Annotated in this window: 25 protein-coding genes and 1 tRNA gene; 14 read left to right on the forward strand and 12 right to left on the reverse strand. The window is 65.0% G+C overall.

Annotation, left to right across the window (positions count from 1 at the left end; genetic code table 11):
- Positions 1–39: 39 nt before the first annotated feature.
- The 4 genes from ASF77_RS08180 (at position 40) to ASF77_RS08195 (ending at position 3,367) form a co-directional block, all read left to right on the forward strand.
- A complete protein-coding gene (locus tag ASF77_RS08180) occupies positions 40–708 on the forward strand; it encodes a response regulator transcription factor (RefSeq protein WP_056337457.1) in 669 nt (222 codons plus the stop codon).
- The gene (locus tag ASF77_RS08185) at positions 701–2,047 is read left to right on the forward strand and encodes an ATP-binding protein (RefSeq protein WP_056337460.1); all 1,347 of its coding nucleotides are present in this window, start codon (positions 701–703) and stop codon (positions 2,045–2,047) included. The genes ASF77_RS08180 and ASF77_RS08185 overlap by 8 nt, the downstream gene beginning before the upstream one ends.
- A 98-nt stretch (positions 2,048–2,145) precedes the next feature.
- Positions 2,146–2,565: a YgiW/YdeI family stress tolerance OB fold protein gene (locus tag ASF77_RS08190; RefSeq protein ID WP_056337464.1), complete on the forward strand. Its 420-nt coding sequence runs from the start codon at positions 2,146–2,148 to the stop codon at positions 2,563–2,565.
- A 403-nt stretch (positions 2,566–2,968) separates the two neighbouring features.
- Positions 2,969–3,367: a hypothetical protein gene (locus tag ASF77_RS08195; protein ID WP_156648804.1), complete on the forward strand. Its 399-nt coding sequence runs from the start codon at positions 2,969–2,971 to the stop codon at positions 3,365–3,367.
- An 87-nt stretch (positions 3,368–3,454) separates the two neighbouring features.
- Here the strand turns inward: ASF77_RS08195 and ASF77_RS08200 are convergent, their stop codons facing one another.
- Both ASF77_RS08200 and ASF77_RS08205 read right to left on the reverse strand, forming a co-directional pair.
- On the reverse strand, positions 3,455–3,817 hold the full coding sequence (locus tag ASF77_RS08200; RefSeq protein ID WP_056337470.1) for a DUF3140 domain-containing protein: 363 nt from the start codon (positions 3,815–3,817) through the stop codon (positions 3,455–3,457).
- A gap of 193 nt (positions 3,818–4,010) precedes the next feature.
- Positions 4,011–4,086, reverse strand: a tRNA-Phe gene (locus ASF77_RS08205).
- Positions 4,087–4,218: 132 nt separating this feature from the next.
- Between ASF77_RS08205 and ASF77_RS08210 the strand changes: the two genes are divergently transcribed.
- The 6 genes from ASF77_RS08210 (at position 4,219) to ASF77_RS08235 (ending at position 10,680) form a co-directional block, all read left to right on the forward strand.
- Positions 4,219–5,442 (forward strand): FAD-dependent monooxygenase, encoded by a 1,224-nt coding sequence (locus ASF77_RS08210; RefSeq protein WP_056337473.1) that lies wholly within the window; start codon positions 4,219–4,221, stop codon positions 5,440–5,442.
- A 20-nt stretch (positions 5,443–5,462) separates the two neighbouring features.
- Positions 5,463–6,182: a DsbC family protein gene (locus tag ASF77_RS08215; protein WP_056337476.1), complete on the forward strand. Its 720-nt coding sequence runs from the start codon at positions 5,463–5,465 to the stop codon at positions 6,180–6,182.
- A gap of 8 nt (positions 6,183–6,190) precedes the next feature.
- Positions 6,191–6,649 (forward strand): (2Fe-2S)-binding protein, encoded by a 459-nt coding sequence (locus ASF77_RS08220; protein WP_056337479.1) that lies wholly within the window; start codon positions 6,191–6,193, stop codon positions 6,647–6,649.
- Positions 6,650–6,664: 15 nt separating this feature from the next.
- On the forward strand, positions 6,665–7,249 hold the full coding sequence (locus ASF77_RS08225; protein WP_056337482.1) for an NTP transferase domain-containing protein: 585 nt from the start codon (positions 6,665–6,667) through the stop codon (positions 7,247–7,249).
- 258 nt (positions 7,250–7,507) lie between these two features.
- The gene (locus ASF77_RS08230) at positions 7,508–9,328 is read left to right on the forward strand and encodes a M61 family metallopeptidase (protein ID WP_056337485.1); all 1,821 of its coding nucleotides are present in this window, start codon (positions 7,508–7,510) and stop codon (positions 9,326–9,328) included.
- A gap of 38 nt (positions 9,329–9,366) precedes the next feature.
- Positions 9,367–10,680 carry an amidohydrolase gene (locus ASF77_RS08235; RefSeq protein ID WP_056337488.1) on the forward strand — a complete coding sequence of 438 codons (1,314 nt, stop codon included), beginning with the start codon at positions 9,367–9,369 and terminating at the stop codon, positions 10,678–10,680.
- Between the two features lie 124 nt (positions 10,681–10,804).
- Here ASF77_RS08235 and ASF77_RS08240 read toward each other — a convergent pair whose 3' ends face one another.
- The 8 genes from ASF77_RS08240 to rpe all read right to left on the reverse strand — a co-directional run bounded on the left by ASF77_RS08240 (position 10,805) and on the right by rpe (position 17,479).
- Positions 10,805–11,308, reverse strand: a complete 504-nt coding sequence (locus ASF77_RS08240) for a hypothetical protein (RefSeq protein WP_156648806.1) — start codon at positions 11,306–11,308, stop codon at positions 10,805–10,807.
- A gap of 1 nt (position 11,309) precedes the next feature.
- Entirely contained in the window at positions 11,310–12,110 is an 801-nt protein-coding gene (trpC, locus tag ASF77_RS08245) for an indole-3-glycerol phosphate synthase TrpC (protein WP_056337494.1), read from the reverse strand.
- A gap of 13 nt (positions 12,111–12,123) precedes the next feature.
- Positions 12,124–12,759 (reverse strand): LysE family translocator, encoded by a 636-nt coding sequence (locus tag ASF77_RS08250; RefSeq protein ID WP_056337495.1) that lies wholly within the window; start codon positions 12,757–12,759, stop codon positions 12,124–12,126.
- Between the two features lie 10 nt (positions 12,760–12,769).
- The gene (gene trpD, locus ASF77_RS08255) at positions 12,770–13,807 is read right to left on the reverse strand and encodes an anthranilate phosphoribosyltransferase (RefSeq protein WP_056337498.1); all 1,038 of its coding nucleotides are present in this window, start codon (positions 13,805–13,807) and stop codon (positions 12,770–12,772) included.
- A 40-nt stretch (positions 13,808–13,847) separates the two neighbouring features.
- Complete coding sequence (locus ASF77_RS08260) at positions 13,848–14,411, reverse strand: aminodeoxychorismate/anthranilate synthase component II (RefSeq protein WP_056337501.1); 564 nt, start codon at positions 14,409–14,411, stop codon at positions 13,848–13,850.
- Between the two features lies 1 nt (position 14,412).
- A complete protein-coding gene (gene trpE, locus ASF77_RS08265) occupies positions 14,413–15,909 on the reverse strand; it encodes an anthranilate synthase component I (RefSeq protein ID WP_056337504.1) in 1,497 nt (498 codons plus the stop codon).
- A gap of 197 nt (positions 15,910–16,106) precedes the next feature.
- Entirely contained in the window at positions 16,107–16,805 is a 699-nt protein-coding gene (locus tag ASF77_RS08275; protein WP_056337509.1) for a phosphoglycolate phosphatase, read from the reverse strand.
- A gap of 2 nt (positions 16,806–16,807) precedes the next feature.
- Positions 16,808–17,479 carry a ribulose-phosphate 3-epimerase gene (gene rpe / locus ASF77_RS08280; RefSeq protein WP_056337511.1) on the reverse strand — a complete coding sequence of 224 codons (672 nt, stop codon included), beginning with the start codon at positions 17,477–17,479 and terminating at the stop codon, positions 16,808–16,810.
- A gap of 174 nt (positions 17,480–17,653) precedes the next feature.
- On the opposite strand from rpe, the gene apaG reads away from it, so the two are divergent.
- Entirely contained in the window at positions 17,654–18,028 is a 375-nt protein-coding gene (gene apaG, locus ASF77_RS08285; RefSeq protein WP_056337515.1) for a Co2+/Mg2+ efflux protein ApaG, read from the forward strand.
- Positions 18,029–18,031: 3 nt separating this feature from the next.
- Here the strand turns inward: apaG and ASF77_RS24625 are convergent, their stop codons facing one another.
- Positions 18,032–18,178, reverse strand: a complete 147-nt coding sequence (locus tag ASF77_RS24625) for a hypothetical protein (RefSeq protein ID WP_200934151.1) — start codon at positions 18,176–18,178, stop codon at positions 18,032–18,034.
- A gap of 11 nt (positions 18,179–18,189) precedes the next feature.
- Here ASF77_RS24625 and ASF77_RS08290 point away from each other — a divergent pair, with 11 nt between their 5' ends.
- Positions 18,190–19,440, forward strand: coding sequence for a murein transglycosylase A (locus ASF77_RS08290; RefSeq protein WP_056337518.1), 1,251 nt, complete (start codon positions 18,190–18,192; stop codon positions 19,438–19,440).
- A 186-nt stretch (positions 19,441–19,626) separates the two neighbouring features.
- A complete protein-coding gene (locus tag ASF77_RS08295) occupies positions 19,627–19,908 on the forward strand; it encodes a hypothetical protein (protein ID WP_056337523.1) in 282 nt (93 codons plus the stop codon).
- A gap of 94 nt (positions 19,909–20,002) precedes the next feature.
- Here ASF77_RS08295 and ASF77_RS08300 read toward each other — a convergent pair whose 3' ends face one another.
- Positions 20,003–21,292, reverse strand: a complete 1,290-nt coding sequence (locus ASF77_RS08300; RefSeq protein ID WP_082493665.1) for an MFS transporter — start codon at positions 21,290–21,292, stop codon at positions 20,003–20,005.
- An 84-nt stretch (positions 21,293–21,376) separates the two neighbouring features.
- Between ASF77_RS08300 and ASF77_RS08305 the strand changes: the two genes are divergently transcribed.
- The gene (locus ASF77_RS08305) at positions 21,377–22,153 is read left to right on the forward strand and encodes an enoyl-CoA hydratase (RefSeq protein WP_056337526.1); all 777 of its coding nucleotides are present in this window, start codon (positions 21,377–21,379) and stop codon (positions 22,151–22,153) included.
- Positions 22,154–22,434: the final 281 nt, after the last annotated feature.

Genomic DNA, 22,434 nt, shown 5'->3' on the forward strand with positions numbered 1-22,434 from the left:
GCTTACGCTGGCGGCTCCTGACCGCTCAACGGAAACCGCATGCGCATCCTGCTGGTCGAAGACGACACCTCCCTCGGCGACACCATCCTCGCCTGGCTGCGCCTGGACGGTCACGCCGTCGATTGGGTGCGCCGCGGCGACTCGGCGCAGACGGCCCTCGCCACCCACCATTACGACTGCGTGCTGCTCGACCGCGGCCTGCCCGGCCTGTCGGGCGACGCCTTGCTCGCTGCCCTGCGCGCGGCCGGCAATACGGTGCCGGTCATCCTGATCACCGCTTTTAATGCGCTGGCCGACCGCGTCGAGGGGCTGGATCTGGGCGCCGACGATTACCTGGTCAAACCCTTCGAGCTGGAAGAAATGTCGGCGCGCATCCGCGCCGCCGTGCGCCGCGGCGCCAGCCAGGCCAGCAATGCGCTGACCCACGCCGGCATCGCGCTCGACCTGGAAACCCGCCAGGCCAGCCTGCACGGCGCGCCGGTGGCGCTCACCAGCCGGGAATACCATGTGCTGTACGCGCTCCTGCTGCGCAAGAACGGCATCGTCACCCGCGCGCAAATCGAAGAGAGCTTGTATGGCTGGGGCGAGGAGGTCGAAAGCAATGCCATCGAGGTGTACATCCACAACCTGCGCAAGAAGTTCGGCAGCGACAGCATCGTCACGGTACGCGGCCTCGGCTACCGCCTGAAACAGGAAGGCGATGGCTGAGGCCGCGCGCCCCTGGTCGCTGCGGCGACGCCTGCTGGCCGCCATCCTCGCCGCCAGCAGCGTGCTGTGGCTGGGCAGCCTGGGCACACTGACCGTGATCGCTTGGCAGGAAACCGGCGAGGTGTTCGACGACGCGCTGGAAGAGTCGGCCTACATGCTGATGGCGGCCACCACCGACCTCGACGCGCGCGGCTTGCTGGCGCCGACGCCGGTGCGCGATGGCGAGGGCGTGCGCAAGGTCGACATGCAGTACCAGGTGGTCGCCGCCGGCCGCGTGCTCCAGCGCAGCGCGGGCGCGCCAGCCACGCCCTTCGTGGCCGGCTTCGACGACGACCATGGCTTTGTCGATCTGGATCGCGAGCGCTGGCGCGTGTTCGTGGTGCGCGACGCCGCGCGGCGCTTCGAAGTGCAGGTAGGCCAGCAGGCCGATAAACGCTTCGAGATCCTGGAAGATTTGGCCGAGGTGCTGTGGCTGCCGGCGCTGGGTTTTCTGGTGCTGCTGGCGCTGGTGTGCTGGTGGCTGACGGGCCGCGTGCTGCAGCCGCTGCGCCGCACCGCCGCCGCCATCGGCGCCAAGACCCCGGACGATCTGGCCCAGGTGGCGCTTGCCGGCCAGCCGCGCGAACTGCTGCCCATCGTGCGCGCCCTGAACGAGGTGTTCGCGCGCCTGGACACGGCGCTGCAGGCCGAGCGCCGCTTCACCGCCGACGCCGCCCACGAATTGCGCACGCCGCTGGCCGGGCTGCACATGCACGTGCAGCTGCTGCAGCGCCAGCATCCCGAACTGGCGGCCTCCTTCGTCAAACTGCGCCAGGACATCGCGCGCCTGACGGCGCTGGTCGACAGTCTGTTGACGCTGGCGCGCCTCGACCCGCTGGCGCGCACGCAGCTGGCCAGTGGAACGGTGGCGCTGGCCCCCCTGTTCGAGGGCTTGCTGGCCGAGCATGCGGCCGAGGCGCAGGCGCGCGGCATCTCGCTAGCGCTGCGCTGCGAACTCGATACGGTGGCGGCCGATCCGCAACTGCTCGGCATCACGCTGCGCAACCTGCTCGCCAATGCGCTGCGCTACTGCCCGGCCGGCAGCCGGGTCGAACTCGGCGCCGCCCTTCACGCCGGCCGCGCGCGCATCGCCGTGCGGGACGACGGCCCCGGCGTGGACGAGGCGAGCCGGCGGCGCCTGACCGAACGCTTCTTCCGGGTGCTGGGGAACGAGGCGGGCGGCAGCGGGCTCGGCCTGTCGATCGTGCAGCGCATCGCGGATTTGCACGGGATTGCGCTTGCCTTCGGGCCGGGTCTGGACGGGCGCGGGCTGGGGGTGACGCTCGATTGGCCGGCTTGAGATCGCGGCTTCTTAAGATCGCATTAATGTACGAGCGGTGTAATGCGTCTGTGCCCGCTGAAAAGCGCCAACCTCTCCATCACGACAAAGGATCGACCATGAAACGCACCCTGCACATCTCCTGCATCGCGACCCTGCTGGCCGCTTCGGCCTTCGCCAGCGCCCAGCCGACCGGCTACACCGGCCCCTCCAACAACACCGCCGCCAAGCCGTCCGCCGCTACCGGCTACACCGGCCCCACCAGCGTGCCGCTGATGACAGCCAAGGATTTGCTGGACAAGGGCAAGGACGACCAGGTCGCCCGCCTGCAAGGCAAGCTGCTCAGCCACAAGGGCGGGGAAGAGTATGAATTCGCCGACGCCAGCGGCAAGATCACCGTCGAGATCGACGCCAAACACTTTCCGCAAGGCGTGAACATCGACCACAACACCCTGGTCGAGCTGACCGGCGAATTCGACAAGGAGACTTTCGGCGACTCGAGCTTCGACGTCAAGCAGATGAAAGTCGTGACGAAGTAAGCTTGTCAGTAAGCAGGTTCAGCGAAAACGCCATCTGGGGTTTATGCTAATCAGTTAAGCCTCAGGGATGACCCGTAGGGTGGGCGGGTCTCCCGCCCACGCGTCCAAACCGCGGTGCTGCAGCGCGTGCGGCTATTCACATCACAACTATCACCGCGTGGGCAAGCGCGAACGCGCATGTCTTGAAAGTGCCGATCCTATGAGCCTGGTGCGCAGGGGAGGGAAGTCAAGGTGGGCCGTGTGGTGGAGGGCTGCACGGGAGAGCTGTTAAGATTTGCGCTCCCTTTCGATACCCATTTGCAGGAGACGACAAATTCTACGTTTTCTCGTCACGGCGGCAATCGCCCGGCCAAGGCTGGCGGCCGCGGTCGCTTTACTCTTGCTGGCAGCGCTGGCCAGCACGATGACCTATACCGGTTTCCTCGTCATCGGCGAGTTGGCCCATTATCTCGGCACGGGCCGGTTCGCGGCGGGCCTGCTGCTTGGCGCGCTGTTCGCCAGGGTCCCCTGGATTCGCAACGGCAAGCTGCGCATAGTCGGGCTGCTGCCGAAACCCGTGCGCCGGCCGCTGATCGTGAGTCTGCTCGCACTCTGCCTGGTGAGCTTCCTGGCACGCGGCGACTGGGTGTCCGCGCTATTTGTCGGGTTCGCCACGGCGTTCCTGCTGACTTATCCGTGGCTGAGAAGCGTCCTGTTCGCTCGCATCTCGTCGTCGGTCTTCAAATTCACGGGCGGCAAGAACCCATTCAAGCGCAGTGACGACCGGGTGATCGAGGGTGAGTTCAGGGAAAAGGAAGAGTAGTGCAAACCACAACGCCACCGAAGGTGGCGTCGATCCTCCGCTGCGGCTGAAGACCGTGAAAAGTAGGACAAGGCTTCGACTGGAGGCTCACTTTTTCTCGGGATCGTGGCCCCAATTCATCAGTGAATAGCGCCAATCGCTCGATGCCGGATCGCTCTTGGTCGGCCCCTGTGCCTGGTGTCGGTGGATGTACCCGATTACCTTGCGCATGTGTGCGATGTCGTCCGCACTCAAGTCCTGAACGTGCCGATGCAACAGTTCGACGATGCGGCGTCCGGACTGGTGCCCGGTCGATTCGGCATTGCCTTGCTTCTGGCCGACACGCTTGGAATCGTCGGTGTCGAGCCACTTCTCCAGCTGGGCTGGCGTCATGTTCACCGCCTGCTTGAAGTCCGCGACCGCCTGGCGCCGGGCTGCGTCGTCATCACCGCTGTCTGCTTGTTTTGACATGCTTACTCCAATGAACGTTAAGATTGGGATTGTCTTTAACGTAGCACGAACGCTGTTTTTCCTGGCGCACCAGTAACTCACTGAATGCCTGTGTCGACGGAATCGTTTGGGCAAGGTGGCGGTGAAAGTAAAACCGCATGCAGAAAACAAAAACGCCACCCGAAGGTGGCGTTCTGCTGTACTGCTGAATTCTTGGTGGCCCGGGGCGGAATCGAACCACCGACACAAGGATTTTCAATCCTCTGCTCTACCAACTGAGCTACCAGGCCAAGAGAGGCATGATTATAGCCAGCCGCCCGCGGCTTCGCAAGTCCCGGCTGCAACTTTCTTCAGGCATTGCGGCGGGCGCGCTTGAAATACGGGCCGAAGTGCAGCCTGAACATGCCGCTATAATGCCTGGCATGACGACCTCCACTTCCTCCTCCGCATCCCATCGAAGCGACGTCTGCATCGTCGGCAATGGCGCCATCGCCAAGACGGCGGCGCTCGGCTTCGCCCAGGCCGGGCATAGCGTGACGTTGCTGGTACCCGCCACCCAGGCCGAGAGCCCGGTCGCCGTCACCGGCGGCGAACGTCAATGGGACGTGCGCGTGTACGCGCTCAACCACACGGCGCGCAATCTGCTCGCCTCCCTGAAAGTCTGGGATGCGCTCGACGCGGAGCGGGTGGCGCCGGTCGACGCGATGGCGGTCAATGGCGACGGCAAGAATGGCGGCAGCCTCGGCTTCGACGCCTTCGGCGCCCATACGGGAACGCTGGCCTGGATCGTCGAGGACAGCAATTTGAATGGCGCGCTCGACGCGGCCCTGAAGTTCGCGCACAAGGTCGAGATCGTCAAAGGCTGCGGCGCGCGCCTGACGTGCGGCTTGGCGGGCGCCGCCGTCGAACTGGAAGACGGACGCCGCATCGACGCCAGGCTGGTGCTGGGCGCCGACGGCCGCGATTCCTGGGTGCGTGGGCAGTGCGACATCGGCATCGACTACCGGTCGTACCACCAACGCGCCATCGTCACCAATTTTTCCTGCGAAAAGCCGCACCACGGCGTCGCCCACCAGTGGTTCACCTGCAGCGACGGCATCATCGCGCTGCTGCCGCTGCCGGGCAACCGCGTCTCGCTGGTGTGGTCGGCGCCGGAAACCCTGGCGGCGACCTTGATGGAAGAATCGATGGGCGAGCTGGCCGTGCGCCTGTGCGAATACGCGGACGAGCCGCTGGGCACCCTGCGTCCGCTGCAGCCGGAAGCGGTCAAGGCGGTGCCGCTGGCGCTGGTGCGCCCGCATGCGCTCACCGCGCCGCACGTGGCGCTGATCGGCGACGCCGCCCATTCGGTACACCCGCTGGCCGGGCACGGCATGAACCTTGGCTTCGGCGACATCCAGGATCTGCTGCGCGTGGTAGCCGAACGCGAGGAACACCGCGCAATCGGCGACGAGCGCGTGCTGGCGCGCTATGCGCGCGCGCGCAAGGAAGATGTGTTGTTGATGCAACTTGCCACCGACGGCCTCGAACGCCTGTTCGGCGCCAACCTCGAGCCACTGCGCGTGGCCCGCAATTTGGGATTAAACTTGCTCGATAAGTTGCCGTTCATTAAGCGTCGCCTGATGGCGCACGCCATCGGTCAGTAGTTATTTAAGGAATCAAAGTGATGTTGAAAACCAAGATCGCCGTGTTGGCGGCGACGGGCCTGATGGCGTCGTGCGTGGGCGCCGAAAATACGACCGAAGCAAGTATCCGCAAGAACATCGAGCCGCGCCTGGGCGGCGCCAAGATCGACTCGATCACCGCAACGCCGTATTCCGGCCTGTACGAACTGCGCATCGGCACCGACATCCTGTACGCGGACAAGAAGGGCGAGTTCCTGTTCATCGGCCAGGTCTACGACGCGAAAAGTTCGAAGAACCTGACCCGCGCGCGCATCGACGACCTCACCAAGATCAAGTTCTCGGACTTGCCGCTGTCGCTGGCGCTGAAGCAGGTGAAGGGCAACGGCAAGCGCACCATCGCCGTGTTCGAGGATCCGAACTGCGGCTACTGCAAGCGTCTGCGCCAGACCACGCTCAAGGACATCGACGACGTCACCATCTACACCTTCATGTACAACATCCTGTCCGAGGATTCGTTTACGAAGTCGAAGAACATCTGGTGCGCGCCGAACCGGGTCAAGGCCTGGGACGACTGGATGATCGACAACAAGCTGCCGCCGGCCGCACCGGCCAACTGCGACACGCCGAACCAGAAGATCGTCGACCTGGGCCACAAGCTCAAGATCACGGGCACGCCGGCGATCTTCTTCACCGACGGCACCCGTATCCCGGGCGCGGTGGATCTGCCGGCGCTGGAAGAAAAGCTCAACTCGATCAAATAAGGCCGTCCATGGTGCAGCTGAACATCAATGGCCGCGACACCCAGGTCGACGCCGATCCGTCCACGCCCATCCTGTGGGCGCTGCGCGACAACCTGAACCTGACCGGCACCAAGTTCGGCTGCGGCGCCGCCCTGTGCGGCGCCTGCACCGTGCACCTGGACGGCGCGCCGATCCGCGCTTGCATCACGCCGATCTCGGCGGCCGCCGGCCACGCCATCACCACCATCGAGGCGATCGCCCAGGACGGCATCGGCAAGGCCGTGCAGGACGCCTGGATCCGCCACGACGTGCCGCAGTGCGGCTACTGCCAGAGCGGGCAGGTGATGAGCGCGACCGCGCTGCTGCGCGCGAACAAGGCGCCGACCGATGCCGACATCGACAGCGCCATGAGCGGCAACATCTGCCGCTGCGGCACCTACCAGCGCATCCGCGCGGCGATCAAGGATGCGGCGTCCACGCTGGCCTGATTCGGGCCTTTGTCCATGAACGCCGTGGCGAATGTTGCCGGAATTCTGCTGGCGGCGGGGCGCGGGCGCCGCTTCGATCCGCGCGGTACCCGTAACAAGCTGCTGCAGCCGCTGCCTTCGGGCGAGCTGGTGGTGGCGGCTAGCGCGCGTAACCTGTTCGCCGTGCTTCCCCGTGTGATCGCCGTCGTACCGCCCGAGGATGGCGGCGTGGCCGCCGCCCTGCGTGCGCTCGGCTGCGAGGTGACGCTGTGCGCGGACGCCGACAGCGGCATGGCCGCGTCGCTGGTGCACGCCATCGGCTGCTCGCTGCCGCAGGCCGCGGCCTGGCTGGTGGCGCTGGGCGACATGCCGTATGTCGCGCCCAGCACCTTGCACGCGCTGCTCGCCGCGCTGGAGGAGGGCGCCGACATCGCGGCGCCCGTGTTCGACGGCCGGCGCGGCAATCCGGTCGCTTTCGGTTTGCGCCACCTGCCGGCGCTGCTGGCGCTCGAAGGCGAATACGGCGCGCGTGCGCTCCTCAAGTCGGCGCCGGTGACGGAAGTCGCGGTCGACGATCCCGGCATCCTGCGCGACATCGATACCCCGGCCGACCTGGCGTAAGGTGGATCGCTGCGCGGCCACGCGTTCAAGCGGCTTCGGAAACCGCGCGGCGATGCCTACCTGCGTTGAACGCGTGGGCGGCGTTCAGGCCACGTCTGTGCGCACTGCCGGATGGAGCCGACCGGTACACCCGTGGTCGAGGCCATTGGCCTCGACCACCCCTACGGCCTACTGCGAAACTTGGCTCGGCATGACGGCCGGTTGTAGACGGGGGCGAATCCGTTACACTACGGACATCGCCCGACTCACTTCGCCATCATGAAAAAAACAGCCCAGAAAAAGCAGCCCGCGATCCACTACACCATCGTTCCGAAAGACCTGGCCGGCCACCTGTTCAACGTGACCGTCACCGTGCCGGCGCCCGCGCCGGACGGCCAGGTGTTCGCGCTGCCGGCCTGGATCCCGGGCAGCTACATGATCCGCGAGTTCGCACGCAATATCGTGCGCATCCGGGCCGAGTCGAACGGTGCCGCCGTGGCGCTCACCAAACTCGACAAGCACTCCTGGCGCGCCGCCCCCGCCGGCGGCCCGCTGACCCTGCACTACGAAGTCTATGCCTGGGATCTGTCGGTGCGCGCCGCCCACCTCGACCAGACCCACGGCTTCTTCAACGGCACCAGCGTTTTCCTACGCGTGCTCGGCCAGGAAGAGGACGCGCACGAAGTCGACATCCAGCGCCCGGCCGACCCGGCCGCGAAAACCTGGCGCGTGGCTACGGCCATGAAGGAACTGGGCGCCAAGCGCTACGGCTTCGGCACCTACGTGGCGGCCAACTACGACGAACTGATCGACCACCCGGTGGAGATGGGCGATTTTGCGCTGGCCACCTTCAAGGCGCACGGCATCCCGCACGACATCGTCATCACCGGCCGCGTGCCGAACCTGGACATGGCGCGCCTGCAGGCGGATCTGAAAGCGATCTGCGAAGCGCAAATCACCCTGTTCGAGCCGCAGACCAACCGCGCGCCGATCGACCGCTACGTGTTCATGACGATGGCCGTGGGCGACGGCTACGGCGGCCTCGAACACCGCGCCTCGACGGCCCTGATCTGCGCCCGCGCCGACTTGCCGAGCAGCGCCACGCCGCAGCCAGGCGAGCCAGGTGAGGGCTACCTCAAATTCCTCGGCCTATGCAGCCACGAGTACTTCCACACCTGGAACGTCAAGCGCATCAAGCCGGCCGTGTTCGCGCCCTACGACCTGCAGGTCGAGAACTACACGCCGCTGCTCTGGCTGTTCGAAGGCTTTACCAGCTACTACGACGACCTGATGCTGGTGCGCGCCGGGATCATCGGCGAGCCGACCTATTTCAAGCTGCTCGGTAAAACCGTCGGCAGCGTCCTGCGCGGCAGCGGACGCCTGAAGCAGAGCGTGGCCGATTCCAGTTTCGACGCCTGGAGCAAGTACTACCGCCAGGACGAGAACTCGCCGAACGCGATCATCAGCTACTACAGCAAGGGGTCGCTGATCGCGCTCGCCTTCGACCTGACCATCCGCGCCAAGACCGGCGGCGCCAAGACCCTGGACGACGTCATGCGCGCGCTGTGGCAGCGATATGGCCGCGACTTCTATCCGAGCGTCGGGCGCGGCGTGACGGAAAGCGAAGTGGAATCGCTGTTCGACGAGATCAGCGGCCTGAAACTGCGCAACCTGTTCGACAAGTTCGTGCGGGGTACGGACGACCTGCCGCTCGCCAAACTGTTCGCACCCTTCGGCATCAAGCTGGCCGACGAGAGAAAGAGCGGCAAGCCTTCGCTCGATGCCGGCATCGGCCGCGACCCGCTCGGCGCCAAGCTGACGCAGGTGCACGAAGGCGGGGCGGCGCACCAGGCCGGCCTGTCGGCGCTCGACATCGTGATCGCCATCGACGGCCTGCGCGTGAACGGCAACCCGTCGAATGTCGAGGCCCTGCTGTCGCGCTACCGCGTGGGCGACAAGCTGACCGTGCACGCCTTCCGCCGCGACGAGTTGATGGCCTTCGACGTGACCCTGCAGGGCGACCGCGTGCCGGGGATTACCCTGTCGCAGGCGGTGCCGGGCAAGAAGTCGTCGGCGCTGCCGCGTCCGAGCGCGGCCTGACATCCACTTTCGTTTTCCGACTCAACAAGAGGTGACCATTGAAACAGCTTGCCGCAGCCGTCCTTGCCCTTTCCGCCCTGCCGGCGCTTCCCGCGCTGGCCCAGTCGTCCGCCCCTTCGAAAACCGAAATCGCCGGCCGCATCAACGGCATGTACCCGTGGCTGGACGCGGTCTACAAGGACTTGCATGCGCACCCGGAGATCGCTTTCCAGGAAGTGCGCACGGCCGGCAAGCTGGCGGCCGAGATGCGCAAGCTCGGTTTCCAGGTCACGGAAAAAGTCGGCAAGACCGGCGTAGTGGCGGTGTATAAAAACGGCGCCGGCCCGACGGTGCTGGTGCGCACCGAGCTCGATGGCCTGCCGATGGAAGAAAAGACCGGCCTGCCGTATGCGAGCCGCGCGAAAGCCACCAGCGACGGGCGCGAGAGTTTCGTCACCCATAGCTGCGGCCACGACATCCACATGGCGAGCTGGCTCGGTACGGCGCGCACCCTGGTCGAACTGAAATCGCAGTGGAAGGGCACGCTCGTCTTCATCGGCCAGCCGGCCGAGGAGACGGTATCGGGCGCCAAGGCGATGCTGGACGACGGCCTGTTTACGCGCTTCCCGAAGCCGGACTACGCGTTTGCCCTGCATTCCTGGCCGCTCGCGCACGGCACGGTGGGCTACAACACGGGGGCGGTGTCCTCGAATTCGGACGCGATCGAGATCGTCTTCAAAGGCCGTGGCGGGCATGGCTCGGCGCCGGACAAGGCGGTCGACCCGATCGCGATCGCGGCGCGCTTCATCGTCGACGTGCAGACCGTGGTCTCGCGCGAGAAGGATCCGAAGGAATTCGGCGTGGTGACCATCGGCGCCATCCAGGGCGGCACGGTCGGCAACATCATCCCCGACAGCGTCCAGGTGCGCGGCACCATCCGTTCCTACAGCCCGGCCGTGCGGGCCAAGCTGCTCGAGGGCGTGCGCCGCGTGGCGGTGGCCTCGAGCGCCATGGCGATGGCGCCGGCGCCGGACGTGCAGCTCATCAGCGGCGGCGCGGCGATCGTCAATAGCGAAGCGCTGGTGACGAAGCTCGAACCGGTCTTCAAGGACGCCTTCGGCGACGCCAACGCTCAGCGCATGCCGGCCATGACGGCGAGCGAGGATTTTTCGCAGTACGTGAACCAGGGCGTGCCGGGCATGTTCTTCTTCACCGGTGTGTACGACCCGAAGATGGTCGAGGAAGCGGCGCGCGAAGGCGGCAAGCCGATCGCGTTCAACCATTCGCCGTTTTATGCGCCGGTGCCGGAGCCGTCGATCAAGACCGCGGCGCAGGCGATGAGTCTGGCGGTGTTGAACGTGTTGGGGCGGTGAGTATCGGGTTGTGCGGACGTTCCACGCGGGCATGTCCGCCCTACGCCCACGGCAGGAGCGTTACGTAGGGCGGGCATGCCCGCGTTTCGTGTCCCGGCATACCCGACGTTTTACATGTGCCGATTCACTGCGGCCCTGCCAACGACCGCAACTGAAACCGATACTGGTGATCGAACAAGAACGTCTCCGAAAACGTCAAGGCCCGCGAATTCGCTGCCAGCAAATTGACCGGCGGCGGTAGCCGGCCGCTGCGCCGCATCGAAGCCAGCGCCACTTCCGACGCATCCGGATCGCGTGAGCGCTGCACCGCGACGTCCTGCAATTCGCCATCCGCCCCCACCGTGATGTTCACGACGACGATTGCCGGCAGCATCGGCGGCAGCTGGCCGCTGAAGGTCTGGCCGCTGTTGGCGCGCATGACGTGCTGCGCCACTTCGGCCTTGTAGGCGTCGAGCGTGCGCGAGGACGGCGCCACCGGGGCGGCGGTCTTGGGAGTGGGGAAAATCGGAGGAAGAATCGCGGCGACGAGGCGCTTGGCCGTGGAAGCGACAGGCTGGACAGTACTGCATCCGCCCAGGGCTGCCAGTAGAAGGAGGAGAGCGGCCCGGGTGCGGATGGTAGTGGTCATGTCAGTCGAATAATCGTCGAAGTTCTTTGCCAGGGCTTGGCGCGCGCATGAACGCTTCGCCCACCAGGAACGCGTGCACGTTCGCTTCGCGCATGCGTTGCACATCGCCTGGCACCATGATTCCCGACTCGGTCACGACCAGCCGCTCGCCCCCGATGCGCGGCAGCAGGCCGATGGTCGTATCGAGCGACACCTCGAAGGTGCGCAGGTTGCGGTTGTTGATGCCGACGAGCGGCGTCTTCAAGCGCAATGCCGCAGTCAACTCATCACCGTCATGTACTTCGACCAGCACATCCATGCCAAGTTCCTGGGCACAGGCTTCGAGTTCGGCCATCAGGCCATGATCGAGGGCCGAGACGATCAGGAGGATGGCGTCGGCCCCCATCTCGCGCGCTTCGTAGACCTGGTACATGTCGACGATGAAGTCCTTGCGGATCACCGGCAGCGCGCAGGCGGCGCGGGCCTGGCGCAGGTAGTCGACGCTGCCCTGGAAAAAGTTCACGTCGGTCAGTACCGACAGGCAGGCAGCGCCTGCCTCGGCATAGCTCTCGGCGATGTCGGCCGGCCGAAAGTCCGGGCGCAGCACGCCTTTCGAGGGCGAGGCCTTCTTGATTTCGGCGATCACGCCGGCGCGGCCCGCGGCGATGGTGCTGCGCAGGCTGGCCTCGAAGCCGCGGATGTCGGCGCGCAGGGCGGCATCGGTTTCGACCTCGCGCCGCAGGCTGGCGAGATCGCGGTATTTCTTGGCGGCCGCCACTTCGTCGGCCTTGACGGCCAGGATCTTGTTGAGGATGTCGGACATGCTAATAAAACCTTCAGTGTGACTTGGACAGTGCCAGCTTGACGCCGAGCCAGACGAACAGGCCGCCGGTGACGCGATTGAGCCAGAGCGAGACGGACGGGCTGAGCTTGATGCGTTCGCTGGCCCTGGCGGTGGTGAGCGCCAGCGCGCCGCACCACAGCATGCCGTTGAAATTGAAGATGCAGCCGAGGACGATGAAGGCGAGCGCCTTGTTCGGCGCGGCGGCATCGATAAATTGGGGAACGAAGGCGAGGAAGAAGATCGCCACCTTCGGGTTCAGCACGTTGGTGAGAAAGCCCTGGGCGAAGATGGTGCGGTAGGGCAGGGCGGGCAGCGCGAGCGGCGCCGCATCTCCCGTCTGCTTGCGGCTGCGCAGCAGGCCGACCGCCATGTAGAGGATATACGCTGCCCCGGCCAGTTTGACTACCGTGAAGGCGGTGGCCGAGGTGGACAGCACGGCCGACAGGCCCAGCGCCGCGGCGAAAATGTGCACCAGGGTGCCGGTGCCGATGCCGAGCGCAGCCGCGCAGCCGGCACGCCAGCCCTGGGTGGCGCTGCGCGTCATGATCAACAGCGAATCGGGGCCGGGCATGATGTTGAGGAGGAGGCCCGAAACGATGAACAGCGGCAGGTCGTGGATCCCCAACATGAGCGCTCCTTTACGCTTGCGCGCCCAGCTGGCGCGTGACGGCGACGAATTGTTCGAGCTTGGCCATGGCCGCGCCGGAGGCGATCGTCGCACGCGCCTTGGCCAGGCCGGCTTCGATCGACGAGGCGACGCCCGCCGCGTACAAGGCGGTGCCGGCATTCAGGGCGACGATGTCGGTTGCCGGGCCGGGCTCGCCGCGCAGCGCTTCCATCACGCGCACTTTCGATTCCTCGGTATTGGCCACCTTCAGGTTGCGGCTGGCGATCATCGGCATGCCGAAGTCTTCCGGGTGGATTTCGTATTCGCGGATCTCGCCGTCGACCAGCTCGCCGACCAGGGTGCCGGCGCCGAGCGAGACTTCGTCCATGTTGTCGCGGCCCCAGACCACCATCGCATGCTGGGCGCCGAGGCGCTGCAGCACGCGCACCTGGATGCCGACCAGATCCGGGTGGAACACGCCCATCAGGATGTTCGGGGCGCCGGCCGGATTGGTCAGCGGCCCGAGGATATTGAAGATGCTGCGCACGCCCAGTTCGCGGCGCACCGGCGCCACGTGCTTCATCGCTGCATGGTGGTTCGGCGCGAACATGAAGCCGATGCCGGTCTGCGCGATCGACTGTGCGATCTGCTCGGGTTTCAAATCGATCTTGGCGCCGAGCGCTTCGATCAGATCCGCGCTGCCGGACGAGGAGGACACGCTGCGCCCGCCATGCTTGGCCACGCGCGCGCCGGCTGCCGCCGCCACGAACATCGAGGCGCTCGAAATATTGAAGGTGTGGGCGCCGTCGCCGCCGGTGCCGACGATGTCGAGCAGGTGGGTGGTGTCGGCCATCGGCACCTTGGTGGAAAACTCGCGCATGACTTGCGCGGCGGCCGTGATCTCGCCGATGGTTTCCTTCTTCACGCGCAGGCCCATGGTCAGCGCCGCGACCATGGTCGGCGACATCTCGCCCGACATGATCTGGCGGAACAGGTGCAGCATCTCGTCGTGGAAGATCTCGCGGTGTTCGATACAGCGCAGCAGCGCTTCCTGTGGGGTGATCTTCATGGGCGTTCCAGTATGCGGTGGTCGGGGAGCGAACGAACGCTCAGCCTTCGAGGAAGTTTTTCAGCAGCGCGTGGCCGTGTTCCGACAGGATCGACTCCGGGTGGAACTGCACGCCCTGGATATCGAGTTCCTTGTGGCGCACGCCCATGATCTCGCCGTCGTCCGTCCAGGCGGTCACCTCCAGGCAGGCCGGCAAGGACGCGCGCTCGATCGCCAGCGAGTGGTAGCGGATCACGGTGAACGGGCTCGGTATGTTCTTGAACACGCCGACACCAGTGTGCGCGATCATCGAGGTCTTGCCGTGCATGACCTGCTTGGCGCGCACGATCTTGCCTCCGAAGGCTTCGCCGATGGCCTGGTGCCCGAGGCAGACGCCGAGGAGCGGCAGCTTGCCGCCGAATTCCTTGATCACGTCGACCGAGACGCCGGCATCGACCGGGGCCTTCGGGCCGGGCGAAATGCAGATGCGGTCGGGCCGCATCGCGGCGATGTCCGCGATCGTGACCTCGTCGTTGCGCACGGTGCGCACCTCTTCACCCAGCTCGCCGAAATACTGGACGATGTTGTAGGTGAAGGAATCATAGTTGTCGATCATGAGCAGCATGCTAGAACTCCCCATCCAGGCCATCCTGGACTTGTTCGGCGGCGCGCAGCACGGCGCGCGCCTTGTTTTCGGTTTCCTGCCATTCCATTTCGGGAATCGAGTCGGCCACGATGCCGGCCGCGGCCTGCACGTACAGGTTGCCGTCCTTGATCACGCCGGTGCGAATTGCGATCGCCACGTCCATCTCGCCGCCGAAGGAAAGATAACCGCAGGCGCCGCCATAGATGCCGCGCTTGGTCGGCTCGAGCTCGTCAATGACTTCCATCGCCCGCACCTTCGGCGCGCCGGTCAGCGTCCCGGCGGGGAAGGTGGCGCGCAGCACGTCCAGGTTCGACATGCCTTCCTTCAAAGCGCCTTCGACGTTCGAGACGATGTGCTGCACGTGCGAGTATTTTTCGATGACCATGCGGTCGGTGACCTTCACGCTGCCGATGTCGGCGATGCGGCCGATGTCGTTCCGCGCCAGGTCGATCAGCATCACGTGCTCGGCGATCTCTTTCGGATCGGCCAGCAGTTCGGCCGCCAGCTCGGCATCGCGCTCGGGCGTCGCGCCGCGCGTACGGGTGCCGGCGATCGGGCGCAGCGTGACCTTGCGTTCTCCAGCGGGCGAAGTTTCGTTGCGCACCAAAATCTCGGGCGAAGCGCCGACGATCTGCATGTCGCCGAAGTTGTAGTAGTACATGTACGGGCTCGGGTTCAGCGAACGCAGCGAGCGGTACAGCGAGAGCGGCGAATCGACATAGGGCTTGCGGATGCGCTGGCCGATCTGCACCTGCATCAGGTCGCCGGCCATCACGTAGTCGTGAGCCTTGGCCACCGCTTTTAAATAGTCTTCCTTGCTGAATTCGCGCACGGCTTCCGTGCGCACCGAGGCGGTCGTGACGGGCGCATCGACGCTCCGGCGCAGCATCACGCGCAGGTCTTTGAGGCGCTGGCGCGCTTTCGAAAAGGCTTCCGGCTGGGCGGTGTCGGCATACACGATCAGGTACAGCTTGCCCGACAGGTTGTCGATCACGGCCAGCTCTTCGGTCACCATCAGCTGGATGTCGGGCAGGCCAAGGGTATCCTTGGGCGCTTTGCCGGCCAGCTTGCGCTCGATGTGGCGCACCGTGTCGTAGCCGAAATAGCCGGCCAGGCCGCCGCAGAAGCGCGGCATGCCGGGGCGCAGCGCGACCTTGAAGCGCGCTTGGAATGCCTCGATGAAGTCGAGCGGGTTGCCCTCATGGGTCTCGACGACACTGCCGTTCGTGACGATCTCGGTGCGGTTGCCGCTGCTGCGCAGCAGCGTCTTCGCCGGCAGGCCGATGAAGGAGTAGCGGCCGAAGCGCTCGCCGCCGACGACCGACTCGAGCAGGAAGGTGTTCTTGCCGGTGTTTTGCGACTGGGCTAGCTTCAGGTACAGGGTCAGCGGCGTTTCGAGGTCGGCGAAGGCTTCGGCGATCAGCGGAATGCGGTTGTAGCCCTGGTTGGCCAGCGATTTGAATTCGAGTTCGGTCATGTTCTTCTCCGGGCCGCCAGCAGTCGAGGTGGAGGATGGGCGGCGGTGGTATCAAAAAACCTGCCGGGTGCGCGTGCAGCCGGCAGCAATCAAGCGGGTTCAGTTAGCCCAGGATTGCCAGCGTCGCCAGACCCAGGCCTCGAGGGCGCCGGTCTGGTTGACGGTGTGTTTTTTAGTGAAGAACATGTATAGATGAGTTAGTTTTGGCTGCTGTTGTGCGCACGAACGAGCTCGGCAGCATCTAGTAGCGAATTAACTATACCATCGGAATCGATGGTTTGCACAGGCCTTCCGTGGTTATAACCATATGGCACTGTGAGCACATAGCAACGCGCCGCGCGCGCCGCTTCGGCATCGTTCGAGGAGTCGCCGATGGCCACCACCTGCGGCGGCGCCAGGTCGAAGTCCGCGCACACCTGCAGCAGCGGCAGGGGATCGGGTTTTTTGCGCGGCAGCGAGTCGCCGCCATAGACCAGCTCGAAGTAGGGCGCCAGTCCCTTTTGCGCCAGCAGCGGCGTGGCAAAGGCAATTGGCTTGTTGGTCACGCAGGCCAGGCGCAGGCCCATGGCGCGCATGGCCTGCAGGCCTTCGATCACGCCCTCGTACAGCACGCTTCGTTCGCCGTTGATGGCAAGGTAATGGCGCTGGTAACTCGCCATCGCCTCGTCGAAAACGGCGTCGATGCGATTCGCGTCGTAGTCGAGCGCGAGCACGTCGCGAATCAGCTTTTCGGAACCCTTGCCGACCATCGGTTCGATGGTCTGCTGGGTGATCGGGGCCAATCCAAAATCGGCGCGCATGCCGTTCAGGGCCAGTTCGAAATCCGGCACGGTGTCGAGCATCGTGCCGTCGAGGTCGATAATGGCAGCCCGGATGGCTGCGGCGCCTGGTCGCATGCTTACTTCCCGACGTTTGCCAGTTCGGCGCGCATGGCGTCGATCACGGCCTTGTAGTCGGGCTTGCCGAAGATGGCCGAGCCGGCGACGAAGGTGTCGGCACCGGCGGCGGCGGCCGCGGCAATGTTCTCGGCCTTGATGCCGCCGTCGACCTCGAGCATGATGTCGCGGCCCGATTCGTCGATCAGGCGGCGCGCGATCGCGATCTTCTTCAGCGCTTCCGGGATGAAGGACTGGCCGCCGAAGCCCGGATTGACCGACATAATCAGGATCATGTCGATCTTGTCCATCACGTGTTCGAGGTAGTGCATCGGCGTGCCCGGGTTGAATACCAGGCCGGCCTTGCAGCCGTTATCGCGGATCAGCTGCAGCGTGCGGTCGATGTGCTCGGACGCTTCCGGGTGGAAGGTGATGATATTGGCGCCGGCCTTGGCGAAGTCGGGGATGATGCGGTCGACCGGTTTCACCATCAGGTGGACGTCGATCGGTACCTGCACGTGCGGGCGGATCGCCTGGCACACCAGCGGGCCGATGGTGAGGTTCGGCACGTAATGGTTGTCCATCACGTCGAAGTGGATGATGTCGGCGCCTGCCTCGACGACGTTGCGGACTTCCTCGCCCAGACGGGCGAAATCGGCGGACAGGATGCTGGGAGCGATGCGGTAGGTGGCCATAAGTTGTGAGCGCTGCGTAACGGTGCGATTGGGTGAAGCCGCTATTTTACGCCGAGCTGCCGCGATCGGTGCCGCGTAGGCGCGCAGCCTGCTTTTGCGTGGCGCGGTATCATGTCCGCAGTGTTATCTCCCAGCACACACGTGCGTCTCCACTAATAAGAAAGAGGGAAGCCGATGGCTGCCTACGATTTGACCGTTACCGTCCGCACCAAATACCTGGCTGAACAGAGCAAGCCGGAGAAGGACGAGTACCTGTTCTCCTATACGATCACGATCCGCAATACAGGCGAGGTGCCGGCCCAGCTGATCTCGCGGCACTGGGTGATCACCGACGCCAACAACCGGGTGCAGGAAGTGTCGGGCCTGGGCGTGGTCGGCCACCAGCCGCTGCTCAAACCCGGCGAGCAGTTCGAATACTCGAGCGGCACGCCGCTGGCCACGCCGCAAGGCTCGATGCACGGGGAGTACTTCTGCGTGGCCGAGGACGGCCACCGCTTCGAGGTCAAGATTCCCGAGTTCGTGCTGACCCTGCCGAGCATGCTGCACTGATCGTCACTCTTGGCGTGGCGGCTCCGGCGGCGCTTTCTCTTCGCGCAGGGGCCGCTTGCGCTCTTCGGGCCGGCCATGGAACATCGTCCACCAGACGATAAATACGAGCAGGAACAGCGCCACGCCCGCTTCCAACATCAAGATCCACATAAACAGTCCTTATGCAAACGATACGCCGTAGTGTACCTCGCAGTGTAGCTTCGTCGTGGGTACTCGTCGCCTTCCTGTTGACTGCTTGCGGCACGCCGCCGGCGCCTGTGCCGGCGCCGCAGCCGCAGCCGAAGCCGGAGCCATCGAAGCAACCGGATATCGTCATGCCGGCGCCGGTAGGCCCGGTCGCCATTCCCGCTGAGCCGCCGAAGCCGCCGCCGGCGCCGATGCCGCCGATGACGCCGGTCTCCTTCGAGGCGCTACCCGGCTGGCAGCAGGACGACCTGCGCCAGGCCTGGCCGGCCTACCTGTCTTCTTGCCGCGTGCTGGCGAAGAAGCCGCAGTGGACAGCGCCCTGCGCGGCGGGCGCCAGTGTGGACGTGAACGACGGCGCGGCGATGCGGCGCCACTTCGAAACCTATTTCGTGCCGAACCAGATGCGCATGCCCGACGGCGCCGATACCGGCCTCATCACCGGCTACTACGAACCGATGCTGCGCGGATCTCGCCAGCGCGGCGGTGCCTTCCAGACGCCGCTGTACCGCGTGCCGGACGACCTGATCACGGTCGATCTGGCGAGCGCCTATCCCAGCCTCAAAAACATGCGCCTGCGCGGCCGGCTGGTGGGCAAGACGGTCGTCCCCTACAGCACCCGCGCCGAGATCGAGCGCGCGCCGCTGCGCGGCAAGGAGCTGGTCTGGGTCGACGATCCGGTCGAGGCTTTCTTCCTCGAAGTGCAAGGATCGGGCCGGGTACGCCTGGAAGACAGCGGCGAGACGGTGCGCATCGCCTTCGCCGACCAGAACGGCCATCCGTATAAGGTGATCGGGCGCTGGCTGGTGGAGCAGGGTCAGTTGCCGGCCGACGGCGTTTCGGCGCAGAGCATCAAGGCCTGGATCGCGGCCAATCCGGCGCGCCGCCAGGAACTCCTGAACGTCAACCCGAGCTATATCTTCTTCCGCGAGGAGCGCCTGCCCGATCCGAACGTCGGCCCGAAAGGGGCGCTCGGCGTGCCGCTCACGCCGGAGCGCTCGGTGGCGGTGGATCCGACCCAGGTGCCGCTGGGCGCGCCGCTCTTCCTCTCAACCACGCACCCGGCCGACGGCGCGCCGATCCAGCGCCTGATGCTGGCGCAGGATACCGGCGGCGCGATCCGCGGCGCGGTGCGGGCCGACTTCTTCTTCGGCTTCGGCGGGAATGCGGCCGAGTATGCGGGACGGATGAAGCAGCGCGGAAATGTGTGGGTGCTGCTGCCCAAGTAGTCGACTAAGTAGTAGCCCTAGCGCAGTTAGCGGGCTTTTTGAACTCATAGTGCAATCTCGATGTGACGCTTTTTGGCATCATTGTCTGCAATCGTGCCGTTCACGTTAGCACCAACATTTTCGGTAGGCGTACCGTAAGTTTCGTTAAGCCGAGAGACTTAACCTGTAAATTGACGGGAGCGGCTCATGAAATGGTTGATGTTTTTAGGCGGTTTTTTGCTGTATGGCGTAGTCGCAGCTCTTAGTGCCTGCTATTTGCTGGCTTTGCTGTCGCCCACGCGCAGTTCCTATGGAGAAGCCGTCACTTGGCTGTTTGCATTGATGATCGGGTTAGTGTTTGGATTTGTCGGGATGTGCTCGAGTTACTACGTCTATAAAAAAGAATACGTTGGCGCAGCAGGCATCAGTGTTGGGCTGACCTTTTTGATTGTTATTGCAATATTGACCCTGCTCTTTCAATCTCGCTGAGTTGGTGTGTCGGCGCTAGACGCAGCGTAGGCGGATCCGTCTAGATGTGGGTGGCGCTGCAAGACTTGACGCGGCAAGCGTGCAATCCTTCTCTTCAATCGTTCACATGGCGTAGCCGGGTTCCAGCCACGCCGGCCACCGCCAGCACGAGTGCGCCGGCCGCCACGCATACCAGTCCGGTGCGCACGCTGAAGCGCTCGGCCAGCGCGCCGGCCGCCAGCGCGCCCACTGGGGCGGTCGCCACCGTCAGCGAACGCATCGTCGCCACCATCCGGCCCAGCACGGCGTCGGGTGTGACGCGCTGGCGCAGCGCGATATAAGGCACGAAGAACAGGGTCGCGCCGCAGTCGAGCAGGAAGACGACGATGCCGTAGGCGCAGGCGGTGATGAAGGCGCTGTCCAGCAGGTTGGCGGGAATGGCCGGCATCAGCGCGAAGCCGAGCGCGGATACGCACAGCCCGACCAGGATCGCGCGGCCGGTGCCGTAGCGGGCGGAGAGCGGCTTCACCAGGATCGAGCCGGCCAGGATGCCGGCGCCGCCCAGCATCTGCGCGGTGCCCATCACACCGGGCGCCATGCCCAGCACGCGCGTGGCGAACAACACGTGCAGGGCGAGATAACCATAGAACAGGAAATGCCAGGTGCCCGCCGTCCAGGCGAGGGTGCGCAAGACCGGCTGGCGCCACACGAAGGCGAGACCGTCGCGGATGTCGTGCAGCGGATGGGCGTTCGAGGCGGCCGGCTGCGGCTCGCGCGCACGGATCCGGCGCAGGTTCGCCAGCGATACCAGGAAGGCGCCGACATTGCACAGGATGGCCAGCGGCGCACCCAGCAGCTGCACCAGCGCGCCCGCCATGCCGGGGCCGAGCAGGCGCGCCGCCGATTCGGTGCCGGCCAGCTTGGCGTGCGCGTCGACCAGGCGCTCGCGTCCGACGACGAAGGTGAGAAAGACTTGTTCGGCGCTGCCGCCGACAACCAGGCCGGTGCCGAGCACGAAGCCGACCGCGTACAGCCAGCCGATCGTCAGCGTGTCCAACCACCAGGCCAGCGGCACGCTGGCCAGTGCAGTGGCGACCATCAGGTCGCTGCAGACGATGATCGGCAGGCGCCGGCAGCGGTCGAGCAGCACGCCCGACGGCAGGCCGAACAGGAGGAAGGGCAGGGATTCCAGGGCAGCCAGCGTGCCCATCTGGCTCGGGCTCGCATGCATCAGCAGCACCGCGCACATCGGCAGCGCGAGCAGGGTGATCTGTGCGCCGAACTGGGTCAGCGTGCTGCTCAGCCACAGGCGGCGGAAGTCGCTGCTGCGCAGCAGGCCATCCTGGGTAAGACGAATAAAGGTTTGGCGTAGCGTGGTAATGGCGGACTCGCTTGCAACTTGCATGAATCGCAATCTTACCTGCCTTTCCCGGCCACGGAGGCGCTACAATTCCCGCACTAATCAATCCCTTCTATATAAAGGTGTCCAATGGAATACGCAGACCTGCTGATCGAAAACCACGGCAAGGTGGCCGTGATTCGCCTGAACCGCCCGAAGGCGATGAATGCGCTGAACGACAACATGATGAACGAGCTGGGCGACGCGCTGTATAAGTTCGACGCCGATTCGGCCGTCAATGTGATCGTCCTGACCGGCAGCGAAAAAGTGTTTGCGGCCGGCGCCGACATCGCGGCCATGGCGAACTACACCTATGCCGACACCTATCCCGGCAATTACATCGGCCGCAACTGGGAACACATCCTGAACGTACGCAAACCGGTGATCGGCGTCGTCGCCGGCTATGCCCTGGGCGGCGGCTGCGAACTGGCGATGATGTGCGATTTCCTGATCGCCGCGGACAGCGCCAAGTTCGGCCAGCCGGAAATCAAGGTTGGCGTCACCCCGGGCGCGGGCGGCACCCAGCGTCTGCCGCGTACGATCGGCAAAGCCAAGGCGATGGACATGCTGCTGACCTCGCGCATGATTGACGCTGCCGAGGCGGAACGCACCGGCCTGGTGTCGCGCATCTTCCCGGCGGAATCGCTGATGGAAGAAGCCCTGAACGTCGCCAACACGATCGCCGAGATGCCGGTTTCCGTCGCCATGGCGATCAAGGACTCCGTGAATCGCGCCTTCGAGACCACGCTGACCGAAGGCGTGCGCTACGAGCGCCGCTTCTTCCACGCGGCCTTCGGGACCCCGGCGCAGAAGGAGGGGATGTCGGCCTTCCTCGCCAAGCGCAAGGCGAACTTCGAGGGCATGTAAGCCGTTGAAGGCGAGCTCGGGCGGCGTCCGTGTTGCGAAAAAGCGGTCGCGCAAAAAGACTTGCGCGACCCGCGTCCGGTTTGCTATAGTTCGCCTCCTCGCGAAAACGACAACGAAATCAAGTAGTTGAAGTGGGAACGAGAGCCGCAGACACTGCGGTGTAGCAAAAAAGAAGTTGACGAGAATCAGAAATTGCTTCATACTCTTCTTCCTCTGCTGCTGACGAACAAAACGATTCGCAGGACGCAGCAAGGCAGTACCGAACAAGTTCTTTAACAATT

Origin of the sequence: Massilia sp. Leaf139, assembly GCF_001424165.1 — a bacterium.
Classification (GTDB): domain Bacteria; phylum Pseudomonadota; class Gammaproteobacteria; order Burkholderiales; family Burkholderiaceae_D; genus Telluria.